At 65.7% G+C, this 26,043-nt stretch carries 25 protein-coding genes; 19 read left to right on the plus strand and 6 right to left on the minus strand.

The genetic code is table 11. The annotated features are described in order from the left end of the window. Window positions 1–29 precede the first annotated feature (29 nt). The 6 genes from pgsA (at window position 30) to J2R78_RS10475 (ending at window position 4,773) form a co-directional block, all read left to right on the plus strand. A complete protein-coding gene (gene pgsA, locus J2R78_RS10450; protein WP_028333075.1) occupies window positions 30–644 on the plus strand; it encodes a CDP-diacylglycerol--glycerol-3-phosphate 3-phosphatidyltransferase in 615 nt (204 codons plus the stop codon). Continuing rightward, window positions 641–892 carry a molybdopterin converting factor subunit 1 gene (moaD, locus tag J2R78_RS10455; protein ID WP_253604223.1) on the plus strand — a complete coding sequence of 84 codons (252 nt, stop codon included), beginning with the start codon at window positions 641–643 and terminating at the stop codon, window positions 890–892. Before pgsA ends, moaD begins: the two co-directional genes overlap by 4 nt. 7 nt (window positions 893–899) lie before the next feature. After that, window positions 900–1,367: a molybdenum cofactor biosynthesis protein MoaE gene (locus J2R78_RS10460; protein WP_253604226.1), complete on the plus strand. Its 468-nt coding sequence runs from the start codon at window positions 900–902 to the stop codon at window positions 1,365–1,367. Further along, complete coding sequence (prmB, locus tag J2R78_RS10465) at window positions 1,367–2,326, plus strand: 50S ribosomal protein L3 N(5)-glutamine methyltransferase (protein ID WP_253604228.1); 960 nt, start codon at window positions 1,367–1,369, stop codon at window positions 2,324–2,326. The genes J2R78_RS10460 and prmB overlap by 1 nt, the downstream gene beginning before the upstream one ends. Window positions 2,327–2,490: 164 nt before the next feature. Then, window positions 2,491–3,903, plus strand: coding sequence for an EAL domain-containing protein (locus tag J2R78_RS10470; RefSeq protein ID WP_253604231.1), 1,413 nt, complete (start codon window positions 2,491–2,493; stop codon window positions 3,901–3,903). A 15-nt stretch (window positions 3,904–3,918) separates the two neighbouring features. Further along, a complete protein-coding gene (locus J2R78_RS10475; RefSeq protein WP_076825548.1) occupies window positions 3,919–4,773 on the plus strand; it encodes a TIGR01459 family HAD-type hydrolase in 855 nt (284 codons plus the stop codon). A gap of 422 nt (window positions 4,774–5,195) precedes the next feature. Here the strand turns inward: J2R78_RS10475 and J2R78_RS10480 are convergent, their stop codons facing one another. Next, complete coding sequence (locus J2R78_RS10480; protein WP_016844467.1) at window positions 5,196–5,591, minus strand: response regulator; 396 nt, start codon at window positions 5,589–5,591, stop codon at window positions 5,196–5,198. 213 nt (window positions 5,592–5,804) lie between these two features. On the opposite strand from J2R78_RS10480, the gene J2R78_RS10485 reads away from it, so the two are divergent. From J2R78_RS10485 to arfB, 8 genes are all read left to right on the plus strand, one after another. Beyond that, window positions 5,805–6,776, plus strand: a complete 972-nt coding sequence (locus J2R78_RS10485; RefSeq protein ID WP_253604233.1) for a bifunctional riboflavin kinase/FAD synthetase — start codon at window positions 5,805–5,807, stop codon at window positions 6,774–6,776. 17 nt (window positions 6,777–6,793) lie between these two features. After that, window positions 6,794–7,321: a sugar O-acetyltransferase gene (locus tag J2R78_RS10490; protein WP_038377298.1), complete on the plus strand. Its 528-nt coding sequence runs from the start codon at window positions 6,794–6,796 to the stop codon at window positions 7,319–7,321. 210 nt (window positions 7,322–7,531) lie between these two features. Further along, window positions 7,532–10,549, plus strand: coding sequence for an isoleucine--tRNA ligase (gene ileS, locus J2R78_RS10495; protein WP_253604235.1), 3,018 nt, complete (start codon window positions 7,532–7,534; stop codon window positions 10,547–10,549). Window positions 10,550–10,696: 147 nt separating this feature from the next. Further along, a complete protein-coding gene (lspA, locus tag J2R78_RS10500) occupies window positions 10,697–11,194 on the plus strand; it encodes a signal peptidase II (protein WP_168856564.1) in 498 nt (165 codons plus the stop codon). 100 nt (window positions 11,195–11,294) lie between these two features. Beyond that, the gene (locus J2R78_RS10505) at window positions 11,295–12,026 is read left to right on the plus strand and encodes a hypothetical protein (RefSeq protein ID WP_253604237.1); all 732 of its coding nucleotides are present in this window, start codon (window positions 11,295–11,297) and stop codon (window positions 12,024–12,026) included. 152 nt (window positions 12,027–12,178) lie between these two features. Further along, complete coding sequence (locus J2R78_RS10510) at window positions 12,179–13,570, plus strand: pitrilysin family protein (RefSeq protein ID WP_253604238.1); 1,392 nt, start codon at window positions 12,179–12,181, stop codon at window positions 13,568–13,570. Continuing rightward, a complete protein-coding gene (locus J2R78_RS10515; RefSeq protein WP_375167011.1) occupies window positions 13,567–14,931 on the plus strand; it encodes a M16 family metallopeptidase in 1,365 nt (454 codons plus the stop codon). Before J2R78_RS10510 ends, J2R78_RS10515 begins: the two co-directional genes overlap by 4 nt. 510 nt (window positions 14,932–15,441) lie before the next feature. Then, window positions 15,442–15,861, plus strand: coding sequence for an alternative ribosome rescue aminoacyl-tRNA hydrolase ArfB (gene arfB, locus J2R78_RS10520; RefSeq protein ID WP_253604240.1), 420 nt, complete (start codon window positions 15,442–15,444; stop codon window positions 15,859–15,861). A 264-nt stretch (window positions 15,862–16,125) separates the two neighbouring features. On the opposite strand, the gene J2R78_RS10525 is transcribed toward arfB, so the two are convergent. After that, on the minus strand, window positions 16,126–16,425 hold the full coding sequence (locus J2R78_RS10525; protein WP_057016634.1) for a hypothetical protein: 300 nt from the start codon (window positions 16,423–16,425) through the stop codon (window positions 16,126–16,128). Window positions 16,426–16,815: 390 nt separating this feature from the next. Between J2R78_RS10525 and J2R78_RS10530 the strand changes: the two genes are divergently transcribed. The 4 genes from J2R78_RS10530 to J2R78_RS10545 are packed head-to-tail and all read left to right on the plus strand — an operon-like array spanning window position 16,816 to window position 19,721. After that, a complete protein-coding gene (locus J2R78_RS10530) occupies window positions 16,816–17,136 on the plus strand; it encodes a c-type cytochrome (protein ID WP_309145043.1) in 321 nt (106 codons plus the stop codon). Then, window positions 17,137–17,532: a VOC family protein gene (locus J2R78_RS10535; protein WP_057016635.1), complete on the plus strand. Its 396-nt coding sequence runs from the start codon at window positions 17,137–17,139 to the stop codon at window positions 17,530–17,532. Between the two features lie 54 nt (window positions 17,533–17,586). After that, complete coding sequence (locus tag J2R78_RS10540) at window positions 17,587–18,135, plus strand: Twin-arginine translocation pathway signal (RefSeq protein ID WP_069278855.1); 549 nt, start codon at window positions 17,587–17,589, stop codon at window positions 18,133–18,135. A gap of 17 nt (window positions 18,136–18,152) precedes the next feature. Continuing rightward, window positions 18,153–19,721 (plus strand): GMC family oxidoreductase, encoded by a 1,569-nt coding sequence (locus J2R78_RS10545; RefSeq protein WP_253604242.1) that lies wholly within the window; start codon window positions 18,153–18,155, stop codon window positions 19,719–19,721. Window positions 19,722–20,026: 305 nt separating this feature from the next. Here J2R78_RS10545 and J2R78_RS10550 read toward each other — a convergent pair whose 3' ends face one another. Beyond that, on the minus strand, window positions 20,027–20,347 hold the full coding sequence (locus J2R78_RS10550; protein ID WP_016848007.1) for a ribbon-helix-helix domain-containing protein: 321 nt from the start codon (window positions 20,345–20,347) through the stop codon (window positions 20,027–20,029). A 233-nt stretch (window positions 20,348–20,580) separates the two neighbouring features. Between J2R78_RS10550 and mutL the strand changes: the two genes are divergently transcribed. Continuing rightward, window positions 20,581–22,398 carry a DNA mismatch repair endonuclease MutL gene (gene mutL, locus J2R78_RS10555; protein WP_253604244.1) on the plus strand — a complete coding sequence of 606 codons (1,818 nt, stop codon included), beginning with the start codon at window positions 20,581–20,583 and terminating at the stop codon, window positions 22,396–22,398. A gap of 127 nt (window positions 22,399–22,525) precedes the next feature. Here the strand turns inward: mutL and J2R78_RS10560 are convergent, their stop codons facing one another. The 3 genes from J2R78_RS10560 to J2R78_RS10570 all read right to left on the minus strand — a co-directional run bounded on the left by J2R78_RS10560 (window position 22,526) and on the right by J2R78_RS10570 (window position 25,907). Beyond that, window positions 22,526–23,152: a hypothetical protein gene (locus J2R78_RS10560; RefSeq protein ID WP_253604246.1), complete on the minus strand. Its 627-nt coding sequence runs from the start codon at window positions 23,150–23,152 to the stop codon at window positions 22,526–22,528. Window positions 23,153–23,279: 127 nt separating this feature from the next. Beyond that, entirely contained in the window at window positions 23,280–23,843 is a 564-nt protein-coding gene (gene rsmD / locus J2R78_RS10565; protein WP_253604247.1) for a 16S rRNA (guanine(966)-N(2))-methyltransferase RsmD, read from the minus strand. A 6-nt stretch (window positions 23,844–23,849) separates the two neighbouring features. Continuing rightward, entirely contained in the window at window positions 23,850–25,907 is a 2,058-nt protein-coding gene (locus tag J2R78_RS10570) for a pseudouridine synthase (protein WP_253604249.1), read from the minus strand. Window positions 25,908–26,043 lie beyond the last annotated feature (136 nt).

The following is a 26,043-nucleotide window of genomic DNA, read 5'->3' on the forward strand; positions in this document are numbered from 1 at the left end:
TTCTCGCTTCAGCGGTATTGGTAGAACGGATGAACATCGCCACGACCCGGGGACAGACCAAGACCATGTCCCTCCCGAATATCCTGACCTACGCCCGGATCGCCGCGATCCCGGTGGTGATCGGCTGCGTCTACTGGCAATCGATCCTGGACGGCCCGTTGTGGCTGCGCTGGGTGGCGCTGGCCGTGTTCATCGCGGCGGGGGTCACCGACTATCTCGACGGCTATTATGCCCGGATCTGGGACCAGCAGTCCGCCTTCGGCCGGATGCTCGATCCGATCGCCGACAAACTCCTGGTCGCCTCCAGCCTCTTGATGCTGGCCGCCGACAATTCGATCCATGGCTGGACGCTGTGGGCGGCGATCGTGATCCTGTGCCGTGAGATCCTGGTCTCGGGCCTGCGCGAATATCTCGCAGGGCTCAGGGTCAGCGTTCCCGTGACCAAGCTGGCGAAATGGAAGACGACGATCCAGCTGGTGGCGATCGGCTTTCTGATTGCCGGCGAAGCGGGCGAGCAGGTCTTCCCTGCCACCACCTTGATCGGCATCGTGTTGCTCTGGATGTCGGCGATCTTCACGATCTACACCGGCTGGGATTACTTCCGTGCCGGCATCCATCACCTCATCAAGGAGGATGAGGGATGAAGCTGAAATATTTCGCATGGGTGCGTGAACGCGTCGGCAAGGCTGAAGAGATCGTCGAGCCGCCGGCCGAGGTGCGCACCGTCGGCGAGCTGATCGGATGGCTTGCCGCGCGCGATGACGCCTATGCCTATGCCTTCGAGAAGCCGACGGTGATCCGCGCCGCGATCGACCACGCCCATGTCAAATCGGACGCGGCGATCGCGGGCGCCCGCGAGATCGCGTTCTTTCCGCCGATGACCGGCGGCTAAATCCCAAATGACCGTCGCAGCGACCATCCGTATCCAGCAGGCCGACTTCGACGTCGCGCAGGAGATCGCGGCCTTGAGCCGAGACCACATCGATGTCGGCGCGGTCGTCAGCTTCAGCGGCATCTGCCGCGGCAGCGAACAGGGCGAACCGATCGCGGCGCTGACGCTCGAACATTATCCTGAAATGGCGGAAGCCGAGATTGGACGCCACGCCGACGAGGCGCTGTCGCGCTGGCCGTTGCAGGGCCTCACCATCATCCATCGTTTCGGCCGTATCTCGCCGGGCGAGAACATCGTGCTGGTCGTGACCGCCTCGGCGCACCGGCAGGCCGCGTTCGAGGCCGCCGAGTTCCTGATGGACTATCTGAAGACCAGCGCACCGTTCTGGAAGCGCGAGGAAAGCACGCGCGGCGCGAGCTGGATCGAGGCGCAGGGCCATGACGACGCGGCCGCCGCGCGCTGGACCAAATCCTGATGGCCAAGCGCAGCAAAGTGCCGGCCAAACGCAGCCTCGCCGTGCCGAAAGCGCCGAAAGTCGGCGCCGGCGAGCTGCACACCCTGTTCGATTTCCTGCGCTATGCCGTGAGCCGCTTCAACGCGGCCAAGCTCGTGTTCGCGCACGGCACCACCGATCCGGTGGCCGAGGCCGCGTTCCTGATCTGCGAAACGCTGCACCTGCATCCCGACCAGTTCGAGAACTTTGCCACCGCGCGCGTCACGATTGCCGAGGGCAAGCAGATCCTCGACCTGATCGAGCGCCGGATCGCGACGCGGAAGCCGGCCGCCTATCTCGTCAACAAGGTCTATATGCGCGGCCTGCCGTTCTATGTCGACGAGCGCACCATCGTGCCGCGCTCCTTCGTCGGCGAATTGCTGGATTCGCATTTCGGCGGCGACGAGGACGGCACCTCGCTGATCGGCGATCCCGAAGAGGTCGAACGCGTGCTCGACCTCTGCACCGGCTCTGGTTGCCTTGCGATCCTGGCGGCCCGGCATTTCCCCAACGCCGCGGTCGATGCCGTCGATATTTCAAAGGACGCGCTCGAGGTCGCCGCGCGCAACGTCGCCGATCACGGCCTCGACCATCGCCTGACGCTGCATCGCGGCGACCTGTTCAAGCCGCTCGGCGACAACAGATACGATCTCATCATCTCGAACCCGCCCTATGTCGACGCCGAAGGCATGGCGGCGCTGCCGCGTGAGTGCCGTGCCGAGCCGAAGATCGCGTTCGACGGCGGCGCTGACGGGCTCGACATCGTACGTCGCCTGCTCGATGAGGCGAGGCAACATCTGACCCCGCAGGGCGGCCTGCTCTGCGAGATCGGCCGCGGCCGCGACAATCTCGAGGCCGCCTACCCGAACCTGCCGCTGCTCTGGCTCGACACCGAGGACTCCGAGGGCGAGGTGTTCTGGATCGCTGCCGCGGACCTCTGACCGGCGTGCCGCCGCCGGCTCCGGCGATTTGCGGAGCCCGATCCGGGCGAAGCGAAAATCGTGTGCAGTTCCAGCCGGTTCCGAAGATCGCTGGCCCGTCGAACCAACAATGGTGCTAAGGTCGCGGTCCGGGGACGTTCGGACAGAGGGCGCGGGCGCGCGACATGATTCGCATTTCGACGATCTTCATCGCCATCTGCATGGTGCTGGTCGCAGCCTCGCTCGGCTTCGTGCTGTATTCGGTGGCAGGCATCAGCGGATCGGAATCGGCGATCGTGGCGCTCGCCGCCCTCACCTGCCTGATCCTCTACAATGCGGTCTCGATGCGGCTGCGTGACCGCAGCGACGTCGGCGGCCAGATCGCGGATCTGTCGCGCGGCACCGCCGACCTTGCCCGCCAGGTCGCCGAGTTCGGCCGCCGGCTGGCCGCAGTCGAAGGCCGCGTCGCCTCGGCCAACTCCACCGGCGCCGACCGGATGCAGGGCATGGCCGGCGAGATCAGCGAGCTCGGCGGGCTGGTGCGGCAGCTTGCGGCATCTGTCGCGCATCACGAGGACCTGCTGGCAGCGGCTCCGGCGCTGCAGCCGGTCGCGTCCCCGCGCGACGATGTGCTGCAACCGCTTGCGGCGGCGCCGACCGTCGTGGTTGCGCCGGCGCCGCCACCCGCGGCTCCGCCGGAGGTCTCGCGCAGCCAGACCCAGCTGATCGGCGCGATCAAGCAGGCCATCGACGAGAACCGCCTCGATATCTACCTGCAGCCGATGGTGACGCTGCCGCAGCGCAAGGTGCGCTACTACGAGGCGGTGACGCGGCTGCGCGACGAGCGCGACCAGGTGCTGGCCGCCGAGGATTTCATCGAGGCGGCCGAGGCCGGCGGCCTGATCGGCCGCATCGATCACATGGTGATGCTTCGCTGCGTCCAGGTGCTGCGCCGCCTGATGATCCGCAGCAAGGATGTCGGCGTGTTCTGCAACGTCTCGGCGGCGACGCTGTCCAACCCGGCGCATTTCACCCAGTGTCTCGACTTCCTCGAGGCCAACCGCGCGCTGGCGCCGTCCTTCGTGCTCGAGTTCAAGCAGGCGACCTTCCGCAATCTCGGCCCGACCGAGAGCGAGAACCTCGCGGCGCTGGCGCAGCGCGGTTACCGGTTCTCGATCGACCATGTCAGCGACCTTCGCCTCGAGCCGCGCGAGCTCGCCGATCGCGGCGTCCGCTTCATCAAGGTGCCGGCGGCGCTGCTGCTTGACGCCAAGCAGATCGCGAGCACCGATATCCATCCTTCCGATCTGTCCGACCTGCTCGGCCGCTACGGCATCGACCTGATCGCCGAACGGATCGAGGGCGAACGCTCGGTGGTCGATCTGCTCGACTACGATGTCCGGTTCGGCCAGGGGTTCCTGTTCGCGCCGCCGCGGCCGTTGCGGCCGGAGGGGGCATCTGCTACCGCCGAGGCTCCGCAGACCAACCCCCAGGATCTTAATGGCGCCAGCACTTCAGCCCCTGTCTCCAGCCCCGCAGCTCCGCCGCGCGCAACCGGCAGCGCCGCGCTGGCGCGCCGCGCCCTCGGTCCAAACTAGCCGGCAATTCGCATCATGACCTCACTGCGTTTCGTGGAACAGCTGCGCGACCTCGTCGGCGGCGTCGATGTGGTGCTGTCGGACATCTGGGGCGTCGTGCACAACGGGCTCGAGTCCTTCCCCGAGGCCTGCGAGGCACTGCACACATTCCGCCAGCAGGGCGGCACGGTCATCCTGATCACCAACGCGCCGCGGCCGGCCGATTCCGTGCAGCGACAACTGCGCAAGCTCGGCGTCGCCGACGAGACCTATGATGCGATCGTCTCCTCGGGTGACCTGACGCGCCACTTCGTGGCCGATCATCCGGGCCAGAAGATCTTCTGGATCGGCCCCGAGCGCGACAGCTCGATCCACCGCGGCCTCGACGCCACCTTGGTGCCGCTGGAGCAGGCCGACTACATCATCTGCACCGGCCTGTTCGACGACGAGACCGAGTCGGCCGAAGATTATCGCGACACGCTGCTGAAGGCGCTCGAGCGCAAGCTCACGCTGGTCTGCGCCAATCCCGATATCGTGGTCGAGCGCGGCGACCGGCTGATCTATTGCGCCGGGGCGGTCGCCGAACTCTATCGCGAGCTCGGCGGCGAGGTGATCTTCTACGGCAAGCCGCACCGGCCGATCTATGAGCGCGCCATGGCACTGGCCACCGAGCGTCGCGGGCGTCCGACCGAGCTCAGCCGGGTGCTCGCGATCGGCGATTCCGTGCGCACCGATCTCACCGGCGCCCTTGGCTTCGGCATCGATCTCCTGTTCGTCACCCGCGGCATCCATTCCGAACAGTTCGAGGGCATCGAGCAGCTCGATGCGGCATCGATCAAGGAATTGTTCGGCCATCCGCCGCGCGCGCTGATGCGCGAGCTGAAGTGGTAGCGGCAAGCGACGCTGTCCCTCGCCCCGTTCTTCACCGGGTCGAGACGAGCGAAGCTAGCTCTTGGAGGGTTGGGTGAGCGGCTGCTTCCCCAGGCGCCGGATGCCGAGAGACCTGTGCCCCCTCACCCGGATTGCATCTCTCGATGCAATCCGACCTCTCCCCGCAAGCGGGGCGAGGTGAAGGGGCGCGCCGCCAAAATATCGAAAACAACCCCATGCAAAGTAGCGCGTGGCGCGCGGGGTTCGACAGCCAACTTGACACGTCGGGCAACTCAGCGATATTCTTCTAATATTCCGAAATCGTGCATCCGCCCCCTTCGTCCCGCAAGCGGGGCGGGTAAAGGGAAGCGTGATCAAATGCAAATGCCCGGGACAAACCCGGGCATGCGTGAATTTCAGCCGATGCGATCGATGTCGGGCGGTTATGCCGTCGCCATGTCCGGGAACACCGCCTCGATCTTGGTCTTCAGCGTGGCCGCATTGAACGGCTTGACGATGTAGTTGTTCACGCCGGCCTTCTTGGCCGCGATCACGTTCTCGGTCTTGGATTCCGCCGTGATCATGATGAAGGGCGTGGTCGCGAGGTTGGGATCGGCGCGGACTTCCTTGAGCAGGTCGTAGCCGGTCATCGGCTCCATGTTCCAGTCGGAAATCACCAGGCCATACTTCTTGCCGCGCATCTTGTTCAGCGCTGCGGAGCCGTCGGAGGCATCGTCGATATTTTCAAATCCAAGCTGCTTGAGAAGATTCCGGATGATGCGGATCATGGTGCTGTAATCATCAACCACCAGAACCGGCATGGACAAATCAACCGCCATCTTTCCCCCCAAAACACAAACGCAACTTGGCTTCTGCACAAACGCAGCTTTCCGCCAACGACTAACAGCAGCCGTTAAACAGCGCGTTAACCGGCTGAATCCGGATTGTTACGGATTTGACGCGATTTTCGTTAGCCTTGACTTCCACGCCGCCGCCGCGTCACGGTCCGGCCCGCACCAATCATGCTTAAGAATCCTTGAAGAATACCGCTCATGAGCACCGGCTTTACCGTTATCCGCGACAACACCCCCGCAAGCGCCATTCCGAAAGGCGCCGTGGTCGCGATGGGGAATTTCGATGGCGTCCATCTCGGTCACCGCGCCGTGATCGGCGCGGCGCTTGCGATGGGCAGAGCACGCGGCGTGCCCGCGCTTGCCGTGACCTTCGAGCCGCATCCGCGCAGCTTCTTCAGCCCGAACACCCCGCAATTCCGTCTCACGGACGAGACCAACAAGCTGCGGCTGCTCGCGGCCACCGGGCTCGCCGGTGCCGTCGTGATGACGTTCGACAAGGCGCGCGCCGGGACCTCGGCACAGGATTTCATTCACCATGACCTGATCGGCCGGCTCGGCATCAGCGGGATCGCAGTCGGTTACGACTTCCATTTCGGCAAGGGCCGGGTGGGCTCCCCGAGCCTCCTGGTCAGCGAAGCACCGCGGCTCGGCATCGAGGTCGATGTGCAGGCCCATGTCGACATCGAGGAGCGTCCGGTTTCCTCCAGTGCCATCCGCATGGCGCTCGCCGAAGGCGAGATCGCGGATGCGACCACGATGCTGGGCGGACCGTGGTTCGTCACCGGCAAGGTGGTCCACGGCGAGAAGCGCGGCCGAGATCTCGGTTACCCCACCGCCAATATCCGCCTCGACAAGCATTGCGGCTTGAAGCACGGCATCTACGCGGTGCGGGTCGGCAAGGGCTCGCAACGGTTCGACGGCGTCGCAAGCTTCGGGCGCCGGCCGACCTTCGACAACGGCGCGCCGCTGCTCGAGGTGTTCCTGTTCGACTTCAAGGGTGACCTGTACGACGCGGTCCTTGATGTCGCATTCATCGGTTTCATTCGCGAAGAGCTGAAATTCGACACCATCGAGGCGTTGATACGCCAGATGGATGACGACAGCGCCAAGGCGCGCGCGCTACTTGCCGCGGCGCCCGACGCGTTCCCGCAGCTCGGAGTGATTGGTTGAAGACAGAGAAAGAGAAGATGCTGGCGGGCGAGCTGTATCGCCCGGATGCCGAGCTCGCCGCCGACCATACCGCGGCGGAACAATGGATGGCGCGCTACAACGCGTCAGGCGCATCGTCCGCGGCCGAGTTGCACGCGCTGCTCGGCGAGCGCTTCCGCAAGGTCGGCAGGGATGCCGTGATCCGCCCGCCGTTCTTCTGCGATTACGGCAGCAATATCAGCCTCGGCGACGGCGTGTTCCTCAACTTCAATTGCGTGATCCTCGACGTCGTCGAGGTCGTGATCGGCGATCGGACCCAGATCGGCCCCGCGGTGCAGATCTATACCGCCGACCACCCGCGCGATGCCGAAACCCGGCGCGCCGGGCTGGAATTCGGCCGCCCGATCCGGATCGGAAGCGACGTCTGGATCGGCGGGGGTGCCATCATCCTGCCCGGCATCACGATCGGCGACGGCGCCCTGGTCGGGGCCGGCAGCGTGGTCACACGGAACGTCGCCCCCGGCGCGATCGTGGCGGGAAATCCGGCCCGGGCACGGCCGGCCTGAGCCGCGCCATGCGCGGCCCTGCGGGCCACCGGGGGCTTTGCGATTTCCCCGTCCGGCTGCTATGGAAACCCCATGTTTTCGCGGCGCATCATACGGATTAGCAGCCCGGCTTCCGCCTGAGCCTGAAGGCTCGGCGCAAGACCGGGACTTCGTCGTTTCACCCGCGATTGATCGCGTATCCGCGCCCGCACCTGCCAAATCAGAGCTTTCATGTCCGACAAGCCGCAAAAGACCGACGCCCAAAAGACTGACGTTAGGGACTATTCCAAGACCCTTTACCTGCCGCAGACGGGATTCCCGATGCGCGCCGGCCTGCCCCAGCGCGAGCCGGAAATCCTGAAATACTGGAACGAGATCGGCCTCTACGACAAGCTCCGCCGGGAAGCCGAAGGCCGTGCCAAATTCGTGCTGCATGACGGCCCGCCCTACGCCAACGGCAACATCCATATCGGGCACGCGCTGAACAAGATCCTCAAGGACGTCGTGACCAAGAGCCAGCAGATGCTCGGCTTCGACTCCAACTACGTGCCGGGTTGGGACTGCCACGGCCTGCCGATCGAATGGAAGATCGAGGAGGAGAACTACCGCTCCAAGGGCAAGCAGAAGCCCGACTTCCGGGACTCGGCGGCGATGGTCGCGTTCCGCAAGGAGTGCCGTGCCTATGCGACGCACTGGATCAACGTGCAGCGCGAGGAGTTCAAGCGGCTCGGCATCATCGGCGACTGGGATCATCCCTACCAGACGATGAGCTATCCGGCCGAGGCGCAGATCGCCCGCGAGCTGATGAAGTTCGCCGCCAACGGCACGCTCTATCGCGGCTCGAAGCCGGTGATGTGGAGCGTGGTCGAGAAGACCGCGCTGGCCGAAGCCGAGGTCGAATACGAGGACTACACCTCCGACATGGTGTGGGTGAAATTCCCGGTCACCTCGCCGGCGCATGGCGCGCTGGCCAATGCCTCGGTCGTGATCTGGACCACCACGCCGTGGACGCTGCCCGGCAACCGCGCCATCTCGTTCTCGCCGAAGATCGCCTATGGCCTCTACAAGGTGACGGATGTGCCGGCGGACAATTGGGCGAAGACCGGCGATCTCCTGATCCTGGCCGACGCGCTTGCCGCCGAGGTGTTCAAGCAGGCGCGCGTCACGTCCTATGAGAAGGTCCGCGATATTCCCGGTGACACGCTGGACGCGGTGGAATGCGCCCATCCGCTGCGCGGCTTCGGTGGCGGCTACGAATTCATCGTGCCGCTGCTCGCCGGCGAGCATGTCACCGACGACACCGGCACCGGCTTCGTGCACACCGCGCCGAGCCACGGCCGCGAGGACTTCGACGTCTGGACGGCCAACACCCGCGAGCTCGATGCGCGCGGCATCCCGACGGCGATCCCGTATACGGTCGACGAGAACGGCGCCTACACCGCACAGGCGCCGGGCTTCACCGGCAAACGCGTGCTCAACGACAAGGGCGAGAAGGGCGATGCCAACGAGGCCGTGATCAAGGCGCTGATCGAGGCCGGCAGGCTGCTCGCGCGCGGCCGCCTCAAGCACCAGTATCCGCACTCCTGGCGCTCCAAGAAGCCGGTGATCTTCCGCAACACGCCGCAATGGTTCATCGCGATGGACAAGCCCATCGCCGAGAACGGCCATGCCAGGAAGGGCGACACGCTGCGCGCCCGCGCGCTGCACGCGATCTCGGTCACGCAATGGGTGCCGCCGGCCGGCGAGAACCGCATCAACGGCATGATCGCCAACCGTCCCGACTGGGTGATCTCGCGGCAGCGCGCCTGGGGCGTGCCGATCGCCGTGTTCGTGCGGGAGAACAGCGACGGCTCGGCCGAGATCCTGCAGGACGAGGTCGTCAACCAGCGCATCACCGAGGCGTTCATGGAGGAAGGCGCCGACGCCTGGTACATGGACGGCGCCCGCGAGCGCTTCCTTGGCAGCCGCGCGTCCGAGAACTGGAAGAAGGTCGACGACATCTGCGACGTCTGGTTCGATTCCGGCTCCACGCACGCCTTCGTGCTGGAAGACCGCCAGAACTTCCCGCAGCTCGGCAACATCGTCCGCAAGGTCGATGGCGGCAACGACACCGTGATGTATCTCGAAGGCAGCGACCAGCATCGCGGCTGGTTCCACTCGTCGCTGCTGGAAAGCGCCGGCACGCGCGGCCGCGCGCCTTATGACATCGTGCTGACCCACGGCTTCACGCTCGACGAGAACGGCCGCAAGATGTCGAAGTCGCTCGGCAACACCGTCGAGCCGCAGAAGGTGATCAAGGATTCCGGCGCGGACATCCTGCGCCTGTGGGTCTGCGCCACCGACTATGCCGACGACCAGCGCATCGGCCCGGAGATCCTCAAGAACACCATCGAGACCTACCGCAAGCTGCGCAACTCGATCCGCTGGATGCTCGGCACGCTGCATCATTTCAAGCCGAGCGAGAAGGTCGCCTTTGCCGAGATGCCCGAGCTCGAGCGGCTGATGCTGCACGAGCTCGCCGGCCACACCGAGACCATCCGCAAGGCCTATGCCGACTTCGACTACAAGACCGTGGTCGCAAGCCTCGCGGCCTTCATGAACTCCGAGCTGTCGGCGTTCTACTTCGACATCCGCAAGGACACGCTGTATTGCGATCCGCCGTCCTCGGTGGCGCGCAAGGCGGCGCTGACCACGATCGATCTGCTCTGCGACGCGATACTGAAATGGCTGGCGCCGATCCTCAGCTTCACCACCGACGAAGCCTGGCGGATGTATCGGCCGAACGCCGAGCCTTCGGTGCATCTCACGTTGTTCCCTGAAGGTCTCGAGCAGTTCCGCGACGACGCGCTTGCCGCGAAGTGGGAAACGGTCCGCAACGTCCGCCGCGTCGTCACCGGCGCGCTCGAGCTCGAACGCGCCGCCAAGCGGATCGGCTCCTCGCTCGAGGCATCGCCGGTGATCTACGTCGCCGACAGGGAGATGCTGGCCACGCTGTTCGACATCGATCTCGCCGAAGTCTGCATCACTTCGAACTATGAGGTGCGCAAGGGCGAGGCGCCGGCCACAGCCTTCCGCCTCGACGCCGTGCCTGGCGTTGCCGTCGTGGTCGAGAAGGCGGTCGGCACCAAATGCGCCCGTTCGTGGAAGATCCTGCCGACGGTGGGCGAGGACGGCGAATATCCCGACGTCTCGCCGCGCGACGCGCAAGCGCTGCGCGAATGGAAGGCGCTGGAGGTCAGCATCTCCTAACTGTCCGTCGTCCCGGCGAAGGCCGGGACCCATAACCACTGCTGTCTCGAATGGACGAAGGTTGATGACCCCGAGTCATTCAAACAATACCCGACACGGCGTATGGGTCCCGGCCTTCGCCGGGACGACACCTTTGGTGGGCTGGCAATGAGCCCACCCGTGCGCGCCGGTGTGCTTGCGGCGGTGATCACCCTGATCGCCGACCAGGCCTCCAAGCTCTGGCTGCTCCATGTCCTCGACATCGTGCATCACGCCCCGGTGCGGGTGACGCCGTTCTTCGACCTGGTGCTGGCCTGGAATCCAGGGATCAGTTTCGGCTGGTTCCAGAGCGAGACCCCGGCGGCCCAGATCCTGCTGATGGTGATCAAGGCCGCGGCCGTGATCGCGCTGGCGATCTGGATGGCGCGGTCGCGGACCTGGCTCGCGACGGTGTCGCTCGGCCTGATCATCGGCGGTGCCATCGGGAACGGCATCGACCGTTTCGCCTATGGCGCGGTGGTCGATTTTGCCCTGCTTCATGCCGAGATCGGGGGAAAAACCTTCAATTGGTACATCTTCAACCTCGCCGACGTAGCCATCGTTGCTGGCGTGGCAGCCCTATTGTATGATTCCGTGGTGGGGACCCCCGCCGTAAAAGCGCCCTGATCCCGGCCGATACGAGCCGGTCAGCGGTCGACACCTGCTCAAGCGGAACTGTGCCTAAGCCAGTGATCGCTTTGGCGAATTTTGAGATGGGAATGGCGCGATGCGCAACACCAAAGCCCGCGGTTACCTGATCGAAACGTCCCGGATGCCGCTGATGCGCGGCCTGCGCCTGGCGTTCGTCGCAGCCGGGATCGGCCTTGTCATGACGGCCGGCCCGGTGCGCGCCGGCGACGATGAGGATGACGGCGACGATGGACTGACCTTCGAAGAGCGGATCGTCGACAATCTGATGACCGGGCTCGGCGCCAAGAGCGCGGCCAGCAAGGGCATCGACTACCGAGAGCGCTCGCCGCTGGTGGTGCCGCCGAAGCTGGATTTGCCCCCGCCGGCATCGACCGCCCAGGTCAACGCGCCGAACTGGCCGAAGGACCCTGATATCGCGGCGCGCAAGGCTGCGATCGCGGCGCGCAAGAAGGATGTCAAGAAAGAGCCGTGGCAGTCCGCGGTGGCGTTGACGCCGGCCGAGATCGAGGCGGGCCGCAAGCAGCAGACGGCCACCGATGGCCGCAAGGAGCCGCTGGAGCCCGGCGTGAGCACCAATCCGTCGCTGATGCCGAGCCAGCTCGGTTACACCGGCGGCCTACTCGGCATGTTCAAGGGGAACAGCAGCGAGTCCAAACCGTTCAAGGGTGAGCCGACGCGCGACTCGCTGACCGAGCCGCCGCCGGGCTACCAGACCCCGTCCTCGGGCTTTGCCTACGGCACCGGACCGATGATGCCGAAGTCGCAAGAAGGCCAATACGACGTCATGAGCGGAAAACCGGTACAGTGATCGCTTGGCCTCCGCGGGCGAAGGCTGACATGAGCAAAGCTTAATGCGGGGCGGCGGGTGTCTCTCCGCTTCGTGACCATCGGCACGGGAACGACCGTGTACGATGGCATGCTTTCGCGCCCCGGCCGTGGGTCCGGGCTTTCATAAGGACCATGATGCGCTCTCGCCGATCGATCGCCCTGTTCGCTGCCGCATTCGTTTCCACCATCCCGCTGCCGGGTGGCAGCCTCCGCGCCCAGACCACCGTCACCTCGGAACGCCCCGCCAGTTTCACGCTCGACAACGGCCTGCAGGTCGTGGTGATCCCCGACCACCGCACGCCGGTGGTCACGCAGATGATCTGGTACAAGGTCGGCTCGGCCGACGAGACGCCCGGCAAGTCCGGCCTGGCGCACTTCCTCGAGCATCTGATGTTCAAGGGCACCGCCAAGCATCCGGCCGGCGAGTTCTCGCAGACCGTGCTGCGCGTCGGCGGCAATGAGAACGCCTTCACCTCGGTCGACTACACCGGCTACTTCCAGCGCGTGCCGCGCGAGCAGCTGCCGACCATGATGGAGTTCGAGGCCGACCGCATGACCGGCCTGATCCTCAAGGACGAGAACGTGCTGCCCGAGCGCGATGTCGTCCTCGAGGAGTTCAACATGCGGGTTGCCAACAACCCGGATGCAAGACTGACCGAGCAGATCATGGCCGCGCTTTATCTCAACCATCCCTATGGCCGGCCGGTGATCGGCTGGCACCAGGAGATCGAGAAGCTCGACCGCGAGGATGCGCTCGCCTTCTACCGCCGCTTCTACGCGCCGAACAACGCGATCCTGGTCATCGCCGGCGACGTCGACGTCAAGGATATCCGCCCGCTGGTCGAGAAGAACTTCGGCCCGATCCCGGCGCAGCATGCGATCCCCGAGAAGCGGGTCAGGCCGCAGGAGCCGACACCGGCCGCGCCGCGCACCGTGACGCTGTCGGATCCGCGCGTCGAACAGCCGAGCCTGCGCCGCTATTACCTGGTGCCCTCGGCGACAACCGCCGCTTCAGGCGAGAGCCAGGCGCTCGATGTGCTCGCGCAGTTGATGGGTGGTGGCGCCAACTCCTATCTCTATCGCTCGCTGGTGATCGACAAGGGCCTCGCGATCTCGGCCGGCGCCGGCTACCAGGGCACCTCGCTCGATCCGTCACAATTCTCGATCTCGGTGACGCCGAAACCCGGCGTCGAGTTCGCGCAGATCGAGGACGCGATCGACAAGGTGATCGCCGACCTCGCGCAGAACCCGGCGCGCGCCGAGGATCTCGAACGGGTCAAGACCCAGCTCATCGCGGAGGCGATCTACGCCCAGGACAACCAGGCGACGCTGGCACGCTGGTATGGCGGCGCGCTGACCACCGGGCTCAGCATCGAGGATATCCGCAGCTGGCCGGACCGCATTCGCGCCGTCACCGCCGAGCAGGTGCGCACTGCCGCCGCCAGCTGGCTCGACAAGAAGCGGTCGGTGACCGGCTATCTGATCAAGGATACTGCGCCGAAACGCGAGGAGAAGCGCTCGTGATCTATTCCCTCACCCGCCGTGCGGCGCTGATCGGCGGCGCCTGCGCCGCGCTGCTGACGCTGACGTCGGCGCCCTCGCAGGCCGCGGCCAAGATCCAGCGGCTGGTATCGCCCGGCGGCATCGAGGCGTGGTTCGTGCAGGACGCGACCGTGCCGCTGATCGCGATGGAATATGCCTTCAGCGGCGGCGCCAGCCAGGATCCGCCCGGCAAGCCCGGCGTCGGCAATCTGGTCGCCGACCTGCTCGACGAGGGCTCCGGCGATCTCGATTCCAAAACCTACCATGAGCGGCTCGAGCGCCGCGCCATCGAGCTCAGCTTCCAGTCGAACCGCGATCAATTCCGCGGTTCGCTGCGCATGCTCAAGGACAACAAGGACGAAGCCTACGACCTGTTGCGGATGGCGCTGACCTCGCCGCACTTCGAGCCGAAGGACGTCGAACGGATCCGCGCCCAGGTGATCGCCAATCTGCGCCGCGAATCGACCAATCCGTCCTCGCTCGCCGGCCGCAAGTTCCTCGAACTCGCCTTCGGCGATCATCCCTATGCCAGGACGGCCACCGGCACGCTCGACAGCGTGCCGACCATCCAGATCCCGGATCTCAAGGACTACACCCGCCGCATCATCGCCAAGGATACGCTGCGCGTTGCCGTGGTCGGCGACGTCGATGCCGATACGCTCGGCAAGCTGCTGGACAAGACCTTTGGCGGCCTGCCGGCGAAAGCCGAATTGACGCCCATTCCTGACGTCGTGGCGACCCGGCCGCCGCAGCGCGCCTTCGTCCCGCTCGACGTGCCGCAGACCGTCGTCACCTTCGGCGGCCCCGGCATCGCCAGGCACGATCCGGACTTCATGGCGGCCTATGTGGTGAACCACATTCTCGGCGGCGGCGGACTGTCGTCGCGGCTCTACAAGGAAGTGCGCGAGAAGCGTGGGCTGGCCTACTCGATCTATGAAGCGCTGGTCTGGATGGATCACTCCGCGCTGTTCATCGGCAACACCGGCACCCGCGCCGATCGCGCCGGCGAGACCGTCGATGCGATCGAAGCGGAAGTCCGCCGCATCGCCGAGGAAGGTCCGACGCAGAAGGAGCTCGACGAGGCGAAGTCCTACCTGAAGGGGTCGCAGATGCTGGCGCTCGACACCTCCTCCAAGCTCGCGCAGGCGATGCTGCAATACCAGCTCGACAAGCTGCCGATCGATTACATCGAGAAGCGCAACGCCATCGTCGACGCGGTGACGCTCGACGATGCCAAGCGGGTCGCCAAAAAGCTCTGGGGCAACGGCCTGCTCACCGCAATCGTCGGCCGCGCCCCGCAGGCCGCGGCGCAGCCGGTGTCGGCGCCGCCGAAGGCGAACTGACGCGCTTCGGCGCGCTCTCACTTCTTCGTCCGCACCACCGCCGTGGCCACCCCTCTCCCCACCCTCCCCCGCAAGGGGGGGAGGGAGCTGGAACAGCGTGCACACCTCACACCGAGTCACCGCAAACACTACAGCCCGTTCTCGGGCCGTCAGGGACGTATAGGCGGTAGGGCTCCCTCCCCCTGCGGGTAGGGCAATCGCATATGGCCGTTTGAGGCGATCGGAGTTCCCACAAACTCGTCATGCCCGGGCTTGTCCCGGGCATCCACGTCTTCGTTTCCACGCGAAGAAAAGACGTGGATGGCCGGGACAAGCCCGGCCATGACGGCGCGGAAGAATCGGCTCATTCCATATGCGATTGCCCTGCTTTTGCGGGGGAGGGTGGGGAGAGGGGTAAGCCACACGCGGCGCTCTCAGACGTACCTAACGCTGCATCTACGCAGCTGAAGCACGCACAGCACAAACCCGCTATCCTGCGGCCTGCCGATTCTTCCCTCCACGGGTGATGTCATGCTGCGGGTGTCCCGCGACCTTGCGATCGACGAGAACGACATTGAGATCGTCTTTGTCCGCGCCTCCGGCCCGGGCGGACAGAATGTCAACAAGGTCTCGACCGCGGCGCAGCTTCGCTTCGACACCAACAAGATTGCATTGCCGGCAGACGCCGCGCAGCGGCTGGCGCGGCTCGCCGGCAGCCGCATGACCAAGGAAGGCGTGATCGTGATCCACGCCTTCCGCTTTCGCACCCAGGAACGCAATCGCGCTGATGCGATCGAGCGGCTGCTCGAGATGTTGAGGGAGGCGATGGTGCGGCCGACACCGCGGCGGCCGACCAAGCCGACGCTCGGCTCCAAGCAGCGCCGGCTCGAGGGCAAGAAGCGCCGCAGCGACATCAAGGCGGGGCGCGGCGCCCGCCGTTTCGACGATTAGATCATAATGCGTTTCCACGGAATCGCATCATGATCTCATCTCCTTGTTTGACCATGATCTTTTCGGAAAACCGGTTTCCACTTCTCCGGATCATGCTCCAGGGAACGCCGGACGCAGCGCGCGCGGCACTGCATCCGGGATCCGGTCAGCGTAACCAGAAGCGTTTTCGCGCGAAGCGGATGTCGGTTCGCGCGAAGGAACGCGTCAGAACAAGAAGCCTGAGCCTTGGTTCCGATTGATCAGAACCGCGAAGGCCCTCGTGCTTCAGTACTTCTTGGTTGCGGGCGCCATCTCGGAACCACCCGACTTCGGTGCCGTGCGTCCGCTGCCGACCGTTCCCTTGCTGCCCGACTTGGCGGCGGCGCCGCTCTTCTGCGTCGTCGCGCCAGGTTGCGCCGTCATTTCCTCATCGCCGCTGCCGGACATGCCGCCGCCCTGCTGCATGGTACCTCTGCCCTGTGCACCGCCGCGGGTATCCGGTGCAGTCGTTCCCTGTGCCAGGACGGGGCCGGCCATCGCGGCCGAGATGGCAAGGGCGAGCACGCTGGTTTTTGCAAACGTCATCCATTTCTCCTGGGACTTTAATTGACGATGGAGGAGCGGCGCAGGTGGTGCGCCGTTTGCAGCGCCGACCCTGAACCCCATCGCGCAAGACTGCATTTTCCGCAAACGGCGCACGCGAGATGCAAGCTGCGTCGTGTGGTGATCGTGCAGGGATTTCGCGGTCATTTTGCGAAATTGTCGTCCGCATATGCGGCAACCACCGGTTCCGCGCCAGATCACCGCCCAGCTTTGTTCTGCTGTGAAACAGCCCGCTACTACCAACGGCGGATTTCAGCCTCCTACAGTCACCGCACAGAGGCGGTGATGTAGATGACAAAGCTGCGCGCAAGGTGGACGTTGGGGCTGGGATTTTGCAGCGCAATGCTTGCAGTGCAAATGGCCGGCGCGCAGATGCCCCTGCTGGCCGCCAAGCCGCCCGATGGGGCGACGCTGTTCAGGCAGCAATGCGCGACCTGTCACACCACCAACATATCGGATGCCGTCCGGCAAGGCCCGTCGCTCTATAAGGTCGTCGGCCGCCACGCCGGCAAGGCCGACGGCTTCAAATATTCCGCGGGATTCAGCAAGGCCGATTTCGTCTGGGACGACGCCAGGCTCGATGCCTGGCTGACCAATCCGCAGGAGGTGATCCCGGGTGCCGTGATGGCCTACCGGCAGGCCAAGCCGGAAACCCGCGCCATGATCATCGCCTATCTGAAGGAGCTGAACTGAATGGCGAAACCCGTGCATTCGATGATCCGCGTGTTTGACGAAGGAAAAGCGCTCGACTTCTACCAGCGCGCGTTTGGCCTGGAGATCGCGGACAATCTGAGATTTCCCGATTTCGCGCTGATCTATCTGCGCCATCCCTCCTCGCCCTTCGAGGTCGAGCTCACGGTCAACTTCGATCGCAAGGAGCCCTACACGCTCGGCGACGGCTACGGCCATCTCGCCGTCATCGTCGATGACGTCGATGCCGAGCACGCGCGCTTCGAAAAGGAGAAACTGTCGCCGGGGCCGCTGCGCGACTTCAAGCATGACGGCAAGACGCTGGCGCGCTTCTTCTTCGTCTCCGATCCCGACGGCTACAAGATCGAGGTGATCCAGCGCGGCGGGCGCTTCGGCTAGAGCATGCTCGAAATAACAAGGCAATTGCACAAATAAAAATTGACGGAGGAACCCATGAGAGAAATCGATCGACGCAGCAAATATGACCGGCGTGTCTTTCTCAAAGGCGCGGCCGTGACCGCACCCGCAGTCGCGATTGCCACCTCGACGGGGCTCGGCATCACCGATGCGTGGGCCGAAGGCGCCACGACGCTGACGCCGGCCACGATGAAGACGCTGCTCAAGATGGCGCGCGACATCTATCCGCACGATTTCCTCGGCGACAGCTACTACATAGCAGCGGTCAAGCCGTGGGATGAGAAGGCCGCGAAGGATCCGGCGGTCAAGTCGCTGATCAATGACGGCGTCACGAGGCTCGATCAGGCGGCCAACGACCGCCACAAGATGCCATATGTCCAGGTCGCCTGGGAAAACGACCGCGTCGCGCTGCTGCAGCAGATCGAACAGAGCGCGTTCTTCCAGAAGATCCGCGGCGACCTCATCGTCTCCATCTACAACAACAAGGAGGTGTGGCCGCGGTTCGGCTACGAGGGCTCCTCGGCCGAGCATGGCGGCTACATCAAGCGCGGCTTCGCCGATATCGACTGGCTGCCGAAGGTCTAACGGGTCGGGAGGAAACAATGGCAAAATTCGATCTGAATGACAGCGGCGTTGTGGTGATCGTCGGCTCCGGTGCCGGCGGCGGAACGCTCGGCAATGAACTGGCGCAGAAGGGCGTCAAGGTCGTCATCCTGGAGGCCGGCCCGCGCATCGAGAACCAGGACTTCATCAACGATGAATGGGACAGCTTCACCCAGCTCGCCTGGTCCGACGCGCGTTCGACCTCGGGCAGCTGGCGCGTCCACCAGGACTTTCCGGGCCTGCCGGCCTGGATCGTGAAGGCGGTCGGCGGCTCGACCACGCACTGGGCGGGCGCCTCGCTGCGCTTCGACGAGCACGAGTTCAAGATCAAGTCGGCCTATGGCACCATTCCCGGCGCCAACCTGATCGACTGGCCGATCACGCTCGCCGAGATGGAGCCGTGGTACGCCAAGGCCGAGGACAAGATGGGCGTCACCCGCACCAACGGCATCCCAGGGCTGCCCGGCAACAATAACTTCAAGGTGATGGAAGCCGGCGCGAAGAAGCTCGGCTACAAGGAGGTGCACACCGGGCGGATGGCGATCAACAGCGAGCCGCGGGACGGCCGCGGTTCCTGCCAGCAGATCGGCTTCTGCTTCCAGGGCTGCAAGTCGGGCGCCAAATGGTCGACGCTCTACACCGAGATCCCGAAGGGCGAAGCCACCGGCAATCTCGAAGTGCGTCCCGGCAGCATGGTGATCAAGATCGAGCACGACCAGTCCGGCAAGGTCACCGGCGTGGTCTATGCCGATGCAACCGGCGCCATGCAGCGCCAGAAGGCCCGCGTGGTCGCGGTCGCCGGCAACTCGATCGAGAGCCCGCGGCTCTTGCTCAACAGCGCCTCCAGCATGTTCCCGGACGGGCTCGCCAACTCATCCGGCCAGGTCGGCCGCAACTACATGCGGCACATGACCGGCAGCGTGTATGCGAGCTTCGAGAAATCGGTGCACATGTATCGCGGCACCACGATGGCCGGCATCATCCGCGACGAGGCCAAGAACGATCCGAAGCGCGGCTTCGTCGGCGGCTACGAGATGGAGACGCTGTCGCTCGGCCTGCCCTTCATGGCCGCGTTCCTCAATCCCGGCGCCTGGGGACGCAGCTTCACCAGCGCGATCGAGGGCTATCCGCGGATGGCCGGCATGTGGCTGGTCGGCGAGGACATGCCGCAGGAGACCAACCGCATCACGCTGGATCCGAAGATCAAGGACAAGTTCGGCATGCCGGTCGCGAGCGTGCATTTCGACGATCATCCGAACGACGTCGCGATGCGCGATCACGCCTACAAGCAGGGCTCCGCGGTCTATGAGGCGGTCGGCGCCACCGTCACCTACCCGACGCCGCCCTATCCCTCGACCCACAACATGGGCACCAACCGGATGAGCGAGAAGCCGCGCGACGGCGTGGTCAACAAGTTCGGCCAGACCCACGACATCAAGAACCTGTTCGTCTCCGACGGCAGCCAGTTCACGAGCGGAGCGGCCTGCAACCCGACGCTGACGATCGTGTCGCTGGCGATCCGCCAGGCCGACCACATCGCCGGCGCGATGCAGCGCAAGGAGATCTAGACCAGACGACCATTCGAACCGAGTCCGGATTCCGCCTCACCTCGCCCCGCGTGCGGGGAGAGATCGGAGCGCATCGTTAGATGCGTTCCGGGTGAGGGGGAGTCTCCGCAAACGCAGCTGTCACCGGATACGCGGAGACGGCCCCTCACCCCAACCCTCTCCCGTAAGAACGGGGCGAGGGAGCGCAGCGCCGTCGTGGTCGCCACTGCGCTTTAGCAAGAAAATACAATTCCCCTCTCACTGAAGCGGCCTTGCCCAACTGGACAAGGCCGCTTTCTTCTTTGCGTGATGGACCGGTGCGAAATCTATTCCGCGGCATCCATGATCGCCGCCGCCCCGCGATAATCCGGTACGACCGCCGGCGCGTTCGCCTTGGCGCGGTAGATCAGGCAGGAGCAGCGCAGCAGCGACGCGAAATTGTTCACCTCGCCGTGATGATCGAGCACCTCGTTGTGCAGGGTGGTGAGGAACTTGGCCAGCGTCATGCCTTCCTTGGCCGCGATCTCCTCCAGCGTATCCCAGAACGACATTTCCAGCCGGATCGAGGTGCAATGGCCGTCGATCCGCAACGATCGGGTCTGCGATTCATAGTCGCGTTGCGGCTGATGCGCGAAAAGATGGCACATGGCGTTCCTCCGGCGAGAACTTATAGTTTTTCTAAACGATATACCTGTGCGCGCGGCCCCACAATCGGGACGTAGGGCGTAACGCGCCGGCCGCCGAAGCCAAGCGTCTTCAAGGCGATAGGCCGGACTCATCCCCAACCTGCTTGCGGCCGCCATATCGGTCCCATGCATTTGCCGGCGCGGCGACTTATAGTAACGGCCAGCCTCGAATCGCTCCTCCGAACGTCCAATCCATGCCCGTCCGCCAGCTTCCCGAACAGCTCGTCAACCGCATCGCCGCCGGCGAAGTGGTCGAACGCCCCTCGAGCGTGGTCAAAGAACTGGTCGAGAACGCGATCGACGCCGGCGCCAGCCGGATCGACGTTTTCACCGATGGCGGCGGGCGGCGCCGGATCGGTATCACCGACGATGGCGGCGGCATGACCCGCTCCGACCTCGCGCTTGCGGTCGACCGTCACGCCACCTCCAAGCTCGACGACGAAGACCTGTTGCGCATCCGCACGCTCGGCTTCCGCGGCGAGGCGCTGCCCTCGATCGGGGCGGTCGCAAAGCTCGGCATCACGACGCGTCATGCCAGCGAGCCGCATGCCTGGTCGCTGTCGGTCGAAGGCGGCGAGAAGTCGGAGGTCATGCCGGCCGCGCTCGGCCAGGGCACCCGCGTCGAGGTCAACGAACTGTTCTACGCCACGCCGGCGCGGCTGAAATTCCTCAAGACCGACCGCACCGAGGCGGAGGCGATCCGCGAGGTGGTGCGCCGCCTCGGCATGGCGCGCCCGGACATCGCCTTCACGCTGGCCGGCGAAGAGCGCGCGCCGGTCACCTGGGCCGCAGCGCTGCCCGGCGCGGCCGGCCGGCTGACCCGGCTCGGCGACATCCTGGGTGCGGATTTTCGCAGCTCCGCGATCGAGGTGCGCGCCGAGCGCGAGGGCGTCGTGGTCGAAGGCTTTGCCGCCGCGCCGTCGCTGACCCGCGCCAATGCGCTCGGGCAATATCTGTTCGTCAACGGCCGCCCGGTGCGCGACAAGCTGATCCTCGGCGCCGTGCGCGCGGCCTATTCCGACTATCTGCCACGCGACCGCCATCCCGTCGTGGCGCTGTTCGTGACCTGCGACCCCGAGGGCGTCGATGCCAATGTGCATCCGGCCAAGACCGAGGTGCGCTTCCGCAACGCCGGCCTGGTTCGCGCGCTCATCGTGCACGCCTTGAAGGAGGGCCTTGCGCGCGAAGGCAGGCGCACCGCGGCCAATACCGCCGACGGCGCCGCGCTCTCGGCCTTCCGCCCGGCCTTCACGCCGCCACGTCCGGGCAATTGGGACTGGCGCGGCTCGCCGTCCTATCCGGTTGGTCCGATGCGCGCATTCGACGGTGCGGCGGCGCCCGCCTTCGCCGAGCCCGGACAGGCCGCCTTCGACGTCGGCACGCCGACCGCCGATGTCCGCTTCGAGGCCGCGCCCGCGCCCGACCTGCTCGACCGGCCGCTCGGCGCCGCGCGCACCCAGATCCACGAGACCTACATCGTCTCGCAGACCCGCGACGGTCTCATCGTGGTCGACCAGCACGCGGCGCATGAGCGCATCGTCTATGAGAAGCTGAAGGCCTCGCTGGCGAAGAACGGCGTGCAGCGGCAGATCCTCTTGATCCCCGAGATCGTCGAGCTCGATGAGTCGACTGTCGAGAAGCTGCTCGATCGCGCCGAGGAACTGGCATCGTTCGGGCTCGCGATCGAATCCTTCGGCCCCGGCGCGGTCGCCGTGCGCGAAACGCCCTCGCTGCTCGGCAAGGCCAATGCGGCTGGGCTGTTACGCGACCTCGCCGAGCACATGGCGGAGTGGGACGAGGCGCTGCCGCTGGAGCGCCGACTGATGCACGTCGCCGCCACCATGGCCTGCCACGGCTCGGTCCGCGCCGGCCGCCGCCTCAAGCCGGAAGAGATGAACGCGCTGCTCCGCGAGATGGAAGACACGCCGAACTCCGGCCAGTGCAACCACGGCCGCCCGACCTATGTCGAATTGAAGCTGAGCGATATCGAGAAGCTGTTCGGGCGGCGGTAGTCTCCATCCCCGTCGTCCCGGGCAAACCAACGGGTCGGCGCAAAGCGCGGCCCTATGATAAACTCAGCGAAACCCATCATCTCTCCCGCGGCCCGGAAGTCGATGGGTTTCGCTGGCTCTATCCATTCTACGAATTGTTCCGCCGGGCAAACACGTCCAGCACCGTGCGAAGTTGCGCGATCCATTCGTGACCGTCCTCGAACCCGCCTGCCGCGATCCGCGTGCAGATCTGATCGAGATCTTCGCCCCCAGGTGATGCTTGATCCTTGCCGACCTGCCTCGCAATCGCGACATAGCCCTCCGTCAGCAGCACGAGGCCGGGCGCGCTCGCGACAACATAATGCTCGCGTGCTTCGCGAAACATGCTGATCGCCTCCTCATAGCGGCCAAGCGCCAGGTCAAACGCCCCCACCATCCAGACGCCCGTCGCCTCGCGCAGCGGTCCGAGCTCCAGAGTCCGCACCAGCCGGAGCGAGCGTTCTGCAAGCTCGCGTGCGGCCAGCAGATTGTCCTGATTGATCGGCTTGTCGGACACGCTCCAGCCCGGCCAGCAATCGGCCGCCGCATTGAACGTCCAGCGCTGGACCATCATGAGCGCGTCACGCGCGTCCCCATCCCGCGCGCCGCAACCGCGCTCGATCTGATCGGCGGCATCGCGCGCTGCCGCAAGCAGCGCCGCATCATCGCCAGCGCCGCGCAACGCCTTGACCTGCGTCTCCAGCTGACCGGCCAGCCCGGCAAGAGTGTCGGCCATGGTTCGCGCTCCCCTAGCGGTGATGAATCAGTATCGCGTAGGATGGGTAGAGCGCAGCGAAACCCATCATCTTTCCCGCGGCCCGGAAGTTGATGGGTTTCGCTTCGCTCTACCCATCCTACGAATTCTAGATTGCCGTGACAGCACGCAAAAACACGAACTCCGTGTCGTCATACGCGCGCCGCTCGAGCTCCTCGAAGCCCTCGGGTGCCGCGAACGCCGCGGCCTTTGCCTCCTCCACCACGAGCAGCGCGCCCGGCGTCAGCCAGCCGCCGTCGCGCAGCGAGGCGAGCGCCTTGTCGGCTAGCCCCTTGCCATAGGGCGGATCGAGAAACACCAGTGAGAACGGCTCGACCGGATGTGCCGGTCCAAGATCGGTGGCATCGCGGCGATAGACCTTGGTCGTGCCGCCGAGGCCGAGCGACTCGACATTGTTGCGCAGCAGCGCCCGCGCCTCGGCGCCATTGTCGACGAACAGCGTGAACCTGGCGCCGCGCGAGGCCGCCTCGATGCCGAGCGCGCCGGTGCCGGCAAACAGATCGAGCACGCGCGCGTCCTCAATCGGATTGTCGTAGGCGTGGATCAGAATGTTGAACACGGACTCGCGCAGGCGGTCCGCGGTCGGACGAATCTCGCGGCCCGCTGGCGAAACGAGATTGCGGCCCTTCAGCCTGCCCCCGACGACGCGCATTGACCGTTACTCGTCCCGCGGCTTGAGATCGCGCTTGCCGTGATAGCCGCGCTTGGCACGACGCGGCGGGCCGTAGCCGTTGGCCTCGTCTTCATTGCGGGCACGCGCTTCCTCGCTGCCGGTGCGCTGCACCAGCACGCGGCGGCCCTTGCGATCGTTGATGGTTTCGCGCTTGCTGGGCTTCGGCTTCCTGGCCGGTGCATCGTCGCCGTCGGCTGCGTCACGCTGCTCCGGCCGCGTGAAGTCGGCGCCTGCGATCTTGGCGATCTTCTCGCCGAGCTGCTCGCGCAGCACCCGCGTCTTGACCTCCTCGACCTTGCCCTCCTCGAGCTCGCCGAGCTGGAACGGGCCGTAGGAGATCCGGATCAGGCGGTTCACCTCGAGCCCGAGATGCGCCATCACGTTGCGCACCTCGCGGTTCTTGCCTTCGCGGATCGCGAACACCACCCACACATTGGCGCTCTGGTCGCGTTCCAATGTGGCGTCGATCGGCCCGTATTTGACGCCGTCGACCTCGACGCCACCCTTGAGCTGGTCGAGCTGGCCCTGCGTCACCTCGCCATGCGCGCGCACGCGGTAACGGCGCAGCCATCCGGTGTCGGGATGCTCCAGTGTCCGCGCCAGGCCGCCGTCATTGGTCAGCAGCAACAGGCCCTCGGTGTTGAAATCCAGCCGGCCGATCGAGATCAGCCGCGGCAGGCCCTCGGGCAGATTGTCGAACACGGTCGGCCGCCCCTCGGGATCGGCATGCGTCGTCATCAGCCCGCGCGGCTTGTGATACATGAACAGCCGCGTCCGCTCGCGCGGCGGCAACGGCTTGCCGTCGACCGCCACGACATCGTTCTCGGTGATATCGAGCGCCGGCGAGTTGATCACGCGTCCGTTGACGGTGACGCGCCCTTGCGTGACGATCTCCTCGGCATCGCGGCGCGAGGCAAGACCGGCGCGCGCCAATACCTTGGCGATGCGTTCACCTGTCTTCTTCGGCTTCGGCTCGGGACGCTCGCGCCGGTCGTCATAGGCGCGCTCGCGATAGGCGCCGCGGCCGCCGAAGGCCGGGCGCTTCGCAAAGACCTTGCTGTCGTCCTCATTGTCGCGGCGCGGCCGGTCGGAGAAGCGGCCCTCGCTGCGCGGATGCTCCTGCCAGTCGGTACGGCCTTCGGGGCGCTCACGCCGACGATCGTCGCGGCCACCATCTTCATCATGACGATCCCAGCGCGGCCGGCCGAACTTCGGACGATCACCTTGCTCACGGTCGTCGCGGGACCTCGAGAACCGCGGACGTTCGCCGCCACCGCGATCCTCGCGCGACCGCGAAAAGCGCGGGCGCTCGTCGCCGCCGCGGTCGTCGCGCGGCTTGTAGCCGTCGCGCGGCGTGCGATCCCGCTTTTGCCAGGGCTTCTCGTCGCCGCGGTCGCGGCCTTCGAAGTCGCGGTCGCGCTTGAAGCGCGGCCGATCGCCGAAATCGCGGCGCGGTGCGTCGCCGTCCTCGCGGCGGCGGAACGGGCGGCCCTCGCCCTTGTCGCGGAATGAACCCTTGTCGCGATCGCCGCGCGAAAACTTCCTGTCGTCGAATTTGCGCTCGGCACGCTCGCCGCGCGGTGCAAAGGTCCGCTTCTCGCCGTCACGCTCGCCGCGCGGCGTGTAGGGACGCTTCTCGCGATCGCCATAGGACCGCTTCTCGCCGAACTTGCGGTCGGACGACCGGCCCTCCGAACGCGCGCCGCCGCGCTGCGGACGATCGCCCGCATCAAAGTCCCGGCGCTCGCCGCGCGGTTTGAACGGGCGCTTTCCGCCACCCTCGCCGCCGCGGTCGTCGCGCTTGAAGCGCGGCCGGTCGCCGTAATCGCGGCGCGGCGCATCGCCGTCCTCGCGGCGGCGGAACGAGCGGCCCTCGCCCTTGTCGCCGAACGAGCGCTTGTCGCGATCACCACCTTTACCGCCGAAGCTGCGCTTGCCGAACGGCTTGTCCGATCCGCGGGAGCCACTGGGCCGCCCCTTCCCGGGCGCCCCCCGGTCCCGCCGGCCGCGGGAATCGTTGTTTTTGTCGCTGTCGCGGGGCATGAATGTTCTCGCCTGGAGGTTCAATTGGGGCGCAGGGCAACCGGCGATACGCGCGCCATCTGGGCGCGACTGGCGCAAAACCGGCATCCACTTCTGCTGAAGGCGACGCTACTAGCAGGTTTCTTCCGATGATACG

Source organism: Bradyrhizobium sp. USDA 4538 (assembly GCF_024171045.1).
GTDB classification, from domain to species: Bacteria; Pseudomonadota; Alphaproteobacteria; order Rhizobiales; family Xanthobacteraceae; genus Bradyrhizobium; species Bradyrhizobium australafricanum.

Bases quoted from the DNA above. Each gene is read 5' to 3' on its own strand.
- pgsA (WP_028333075.1), top strand. From the start codon at position 30: ATGAACATCGCCACGACCCGGGGACAGACCAAGACCATGTCCCTCCCG.
- moaD (WP_253604223.1), top strand. From the start codon at position 641: ATGAAGCTGAAATATTTCGCATGGGTGCGTGAACGCGTCGGCAAGGCT.
- J2R78_RS10460 (WP_253604226.1), top strand. From the start codon at position 900: ATGACCGTCGCAGCGACCATCCGTATCCAGCAGGCCGACTTCGACGTC.
- prmB (WP_253604228.1), top strand. From the start codon at position 1,367: ATGGCCAAGCGCAGCAAAGTGCCGGCCAAACGCAGCCTCGCCGTGCCG.
- J2R78_RS10470 (WP_253604231.1), top strand. From the start codon at position 2,491: ATGATTCGCATTTCGACGATCTTCATCGCCATCTGCATGGTGCTGGTC.
- J2R78_RS10475 (WP_076825548.1), top strand. From the start codon at position 3,919: ATGACCTCACTGCGTTTCGTGGAACAGCTGCGCGACCTCGTCGGCGGC.
- J2R78_RS10480 (WP_016844467.1), bottom strand. From the start codon at position 5,591: ATGGCGGTTGATTTGTCCATGCCGGTTCTGGTGGTTGATGATTACAGC.
- J2R78_RS10485 (WP_253604233.1), top strand. From the start codon at position 5,805: ATGAGCACCGGCTTTACCGTTATCCGCGACAACACCCCCGCAAGCGCC.
- J2R78_RS10490 (WP_038377298.1), top strand. From the start codon at position 6,794: ATGCTGGCGGGCGAGCTGTATCGCCCGGATGCCGAGCTCGCCGCCGAC.
- ileS (WP_253604235.1), top strand. From the start codon at position 7,532: ATGTCCGACAAGCCGCAAAAGACCGACGCCCAAAAGACTGACGTTAGG.
- lspA (WP_168856564.1), top strand. From the start codon at position 10,697: ATGAGCCCACCCGTGCGCGCCGGTGTGCTTGCGGCGGTGATCACCCTG.
- J2R78_RS10505 (WP_253604237.1), top strand. From the start codon at position 11,295: ATGCGCAACACCAAAGCCCGCGGTTACCTGATCGAAACGTCCCGGATG.
- J2R78_RS10510 (WP_253604238.1), top strand. From the start codon at position 12,179: ATGATGCGCTCTCGCCGATCGATCGCCCTGTTCGCTGCCGCATTCGTT.
- arfB (WP_253604240.1), top strand. From the start codon at position 15,442: ATGCTGCGGGTGTCCCGCGACCTTGCGATCGACGAGAACGACATTGAG.
- J2R78_RS10525 (WP_057016634.1), bottom strand. From the start codon at position 16,425: ATGACGTTTGCAAAAACCAGCGTGCTCGCCCTTGCCATCTCGGCCGCG.
- J2R78_RS10530 (WP_309145043.1), top strand. From the start codon at position 16,816: ATGCCCCTGCTGGCCGCCAAGCCGCCCGATGGGGCGACGCTGTTCAGG.
- J2R78_RS10535 (WP_057016635.1), top strand. From the start codon at position 17,137: ATGGCGAAACCCGTGCATTCGATGATCCGCGTGTTTGACGAAGGAAAA.
- J2R78_RS10540 (WP_069278855.1), top strand. From the start codon at position 17,587: ATGAGAGAAATCGATCGACGCAGCAAATATGACCGGCGTGTCTTTCTC.
- J2R78_RS10545 (WP_253604242.1), top strand. From the start codon at position 18,153: ATGGCAAAATTCGATCTGAATGACAGCGGCGTTGTGGTGATCGTCGGC.
- J2R78_RS10550 (WP_016848007.1), bottom strand. From the start codon at position 20,347: ATGTGCCATCTTTTCGCGCATCAGCCGCAACGCGACTATGAATCGCAG.
- mutL (WP_253604244.1), top strand. From the start codon at position 20,581: ATGCCCGTCCGCCAGCTTCCCGAACAGCTCGTCAACCGCATCGCCGCC.
- J2R78_RS10560 (WP_253604246.1), bottom strand. From the start codon at position 23,152: ATGGCCGACACTCTTGCCGGGCTGGCCGGTCAGCTGGAGACGCAGGTC.
- rsmD (WP_253604247.1), bottom strand. From the start codon at position 23,843: ATGCGCGTCGTCGGGGGCAGGCTGAAGGGCCGCAATCTCGTTTCGCCA.
- J2R78_RS10570 (WP_253604249.1), bottom strand. From the start codon at position 25,907: ATGCCCCGCGACAGCGACAAAAACAACGATTCCCGCGGCCGGCGGGAC.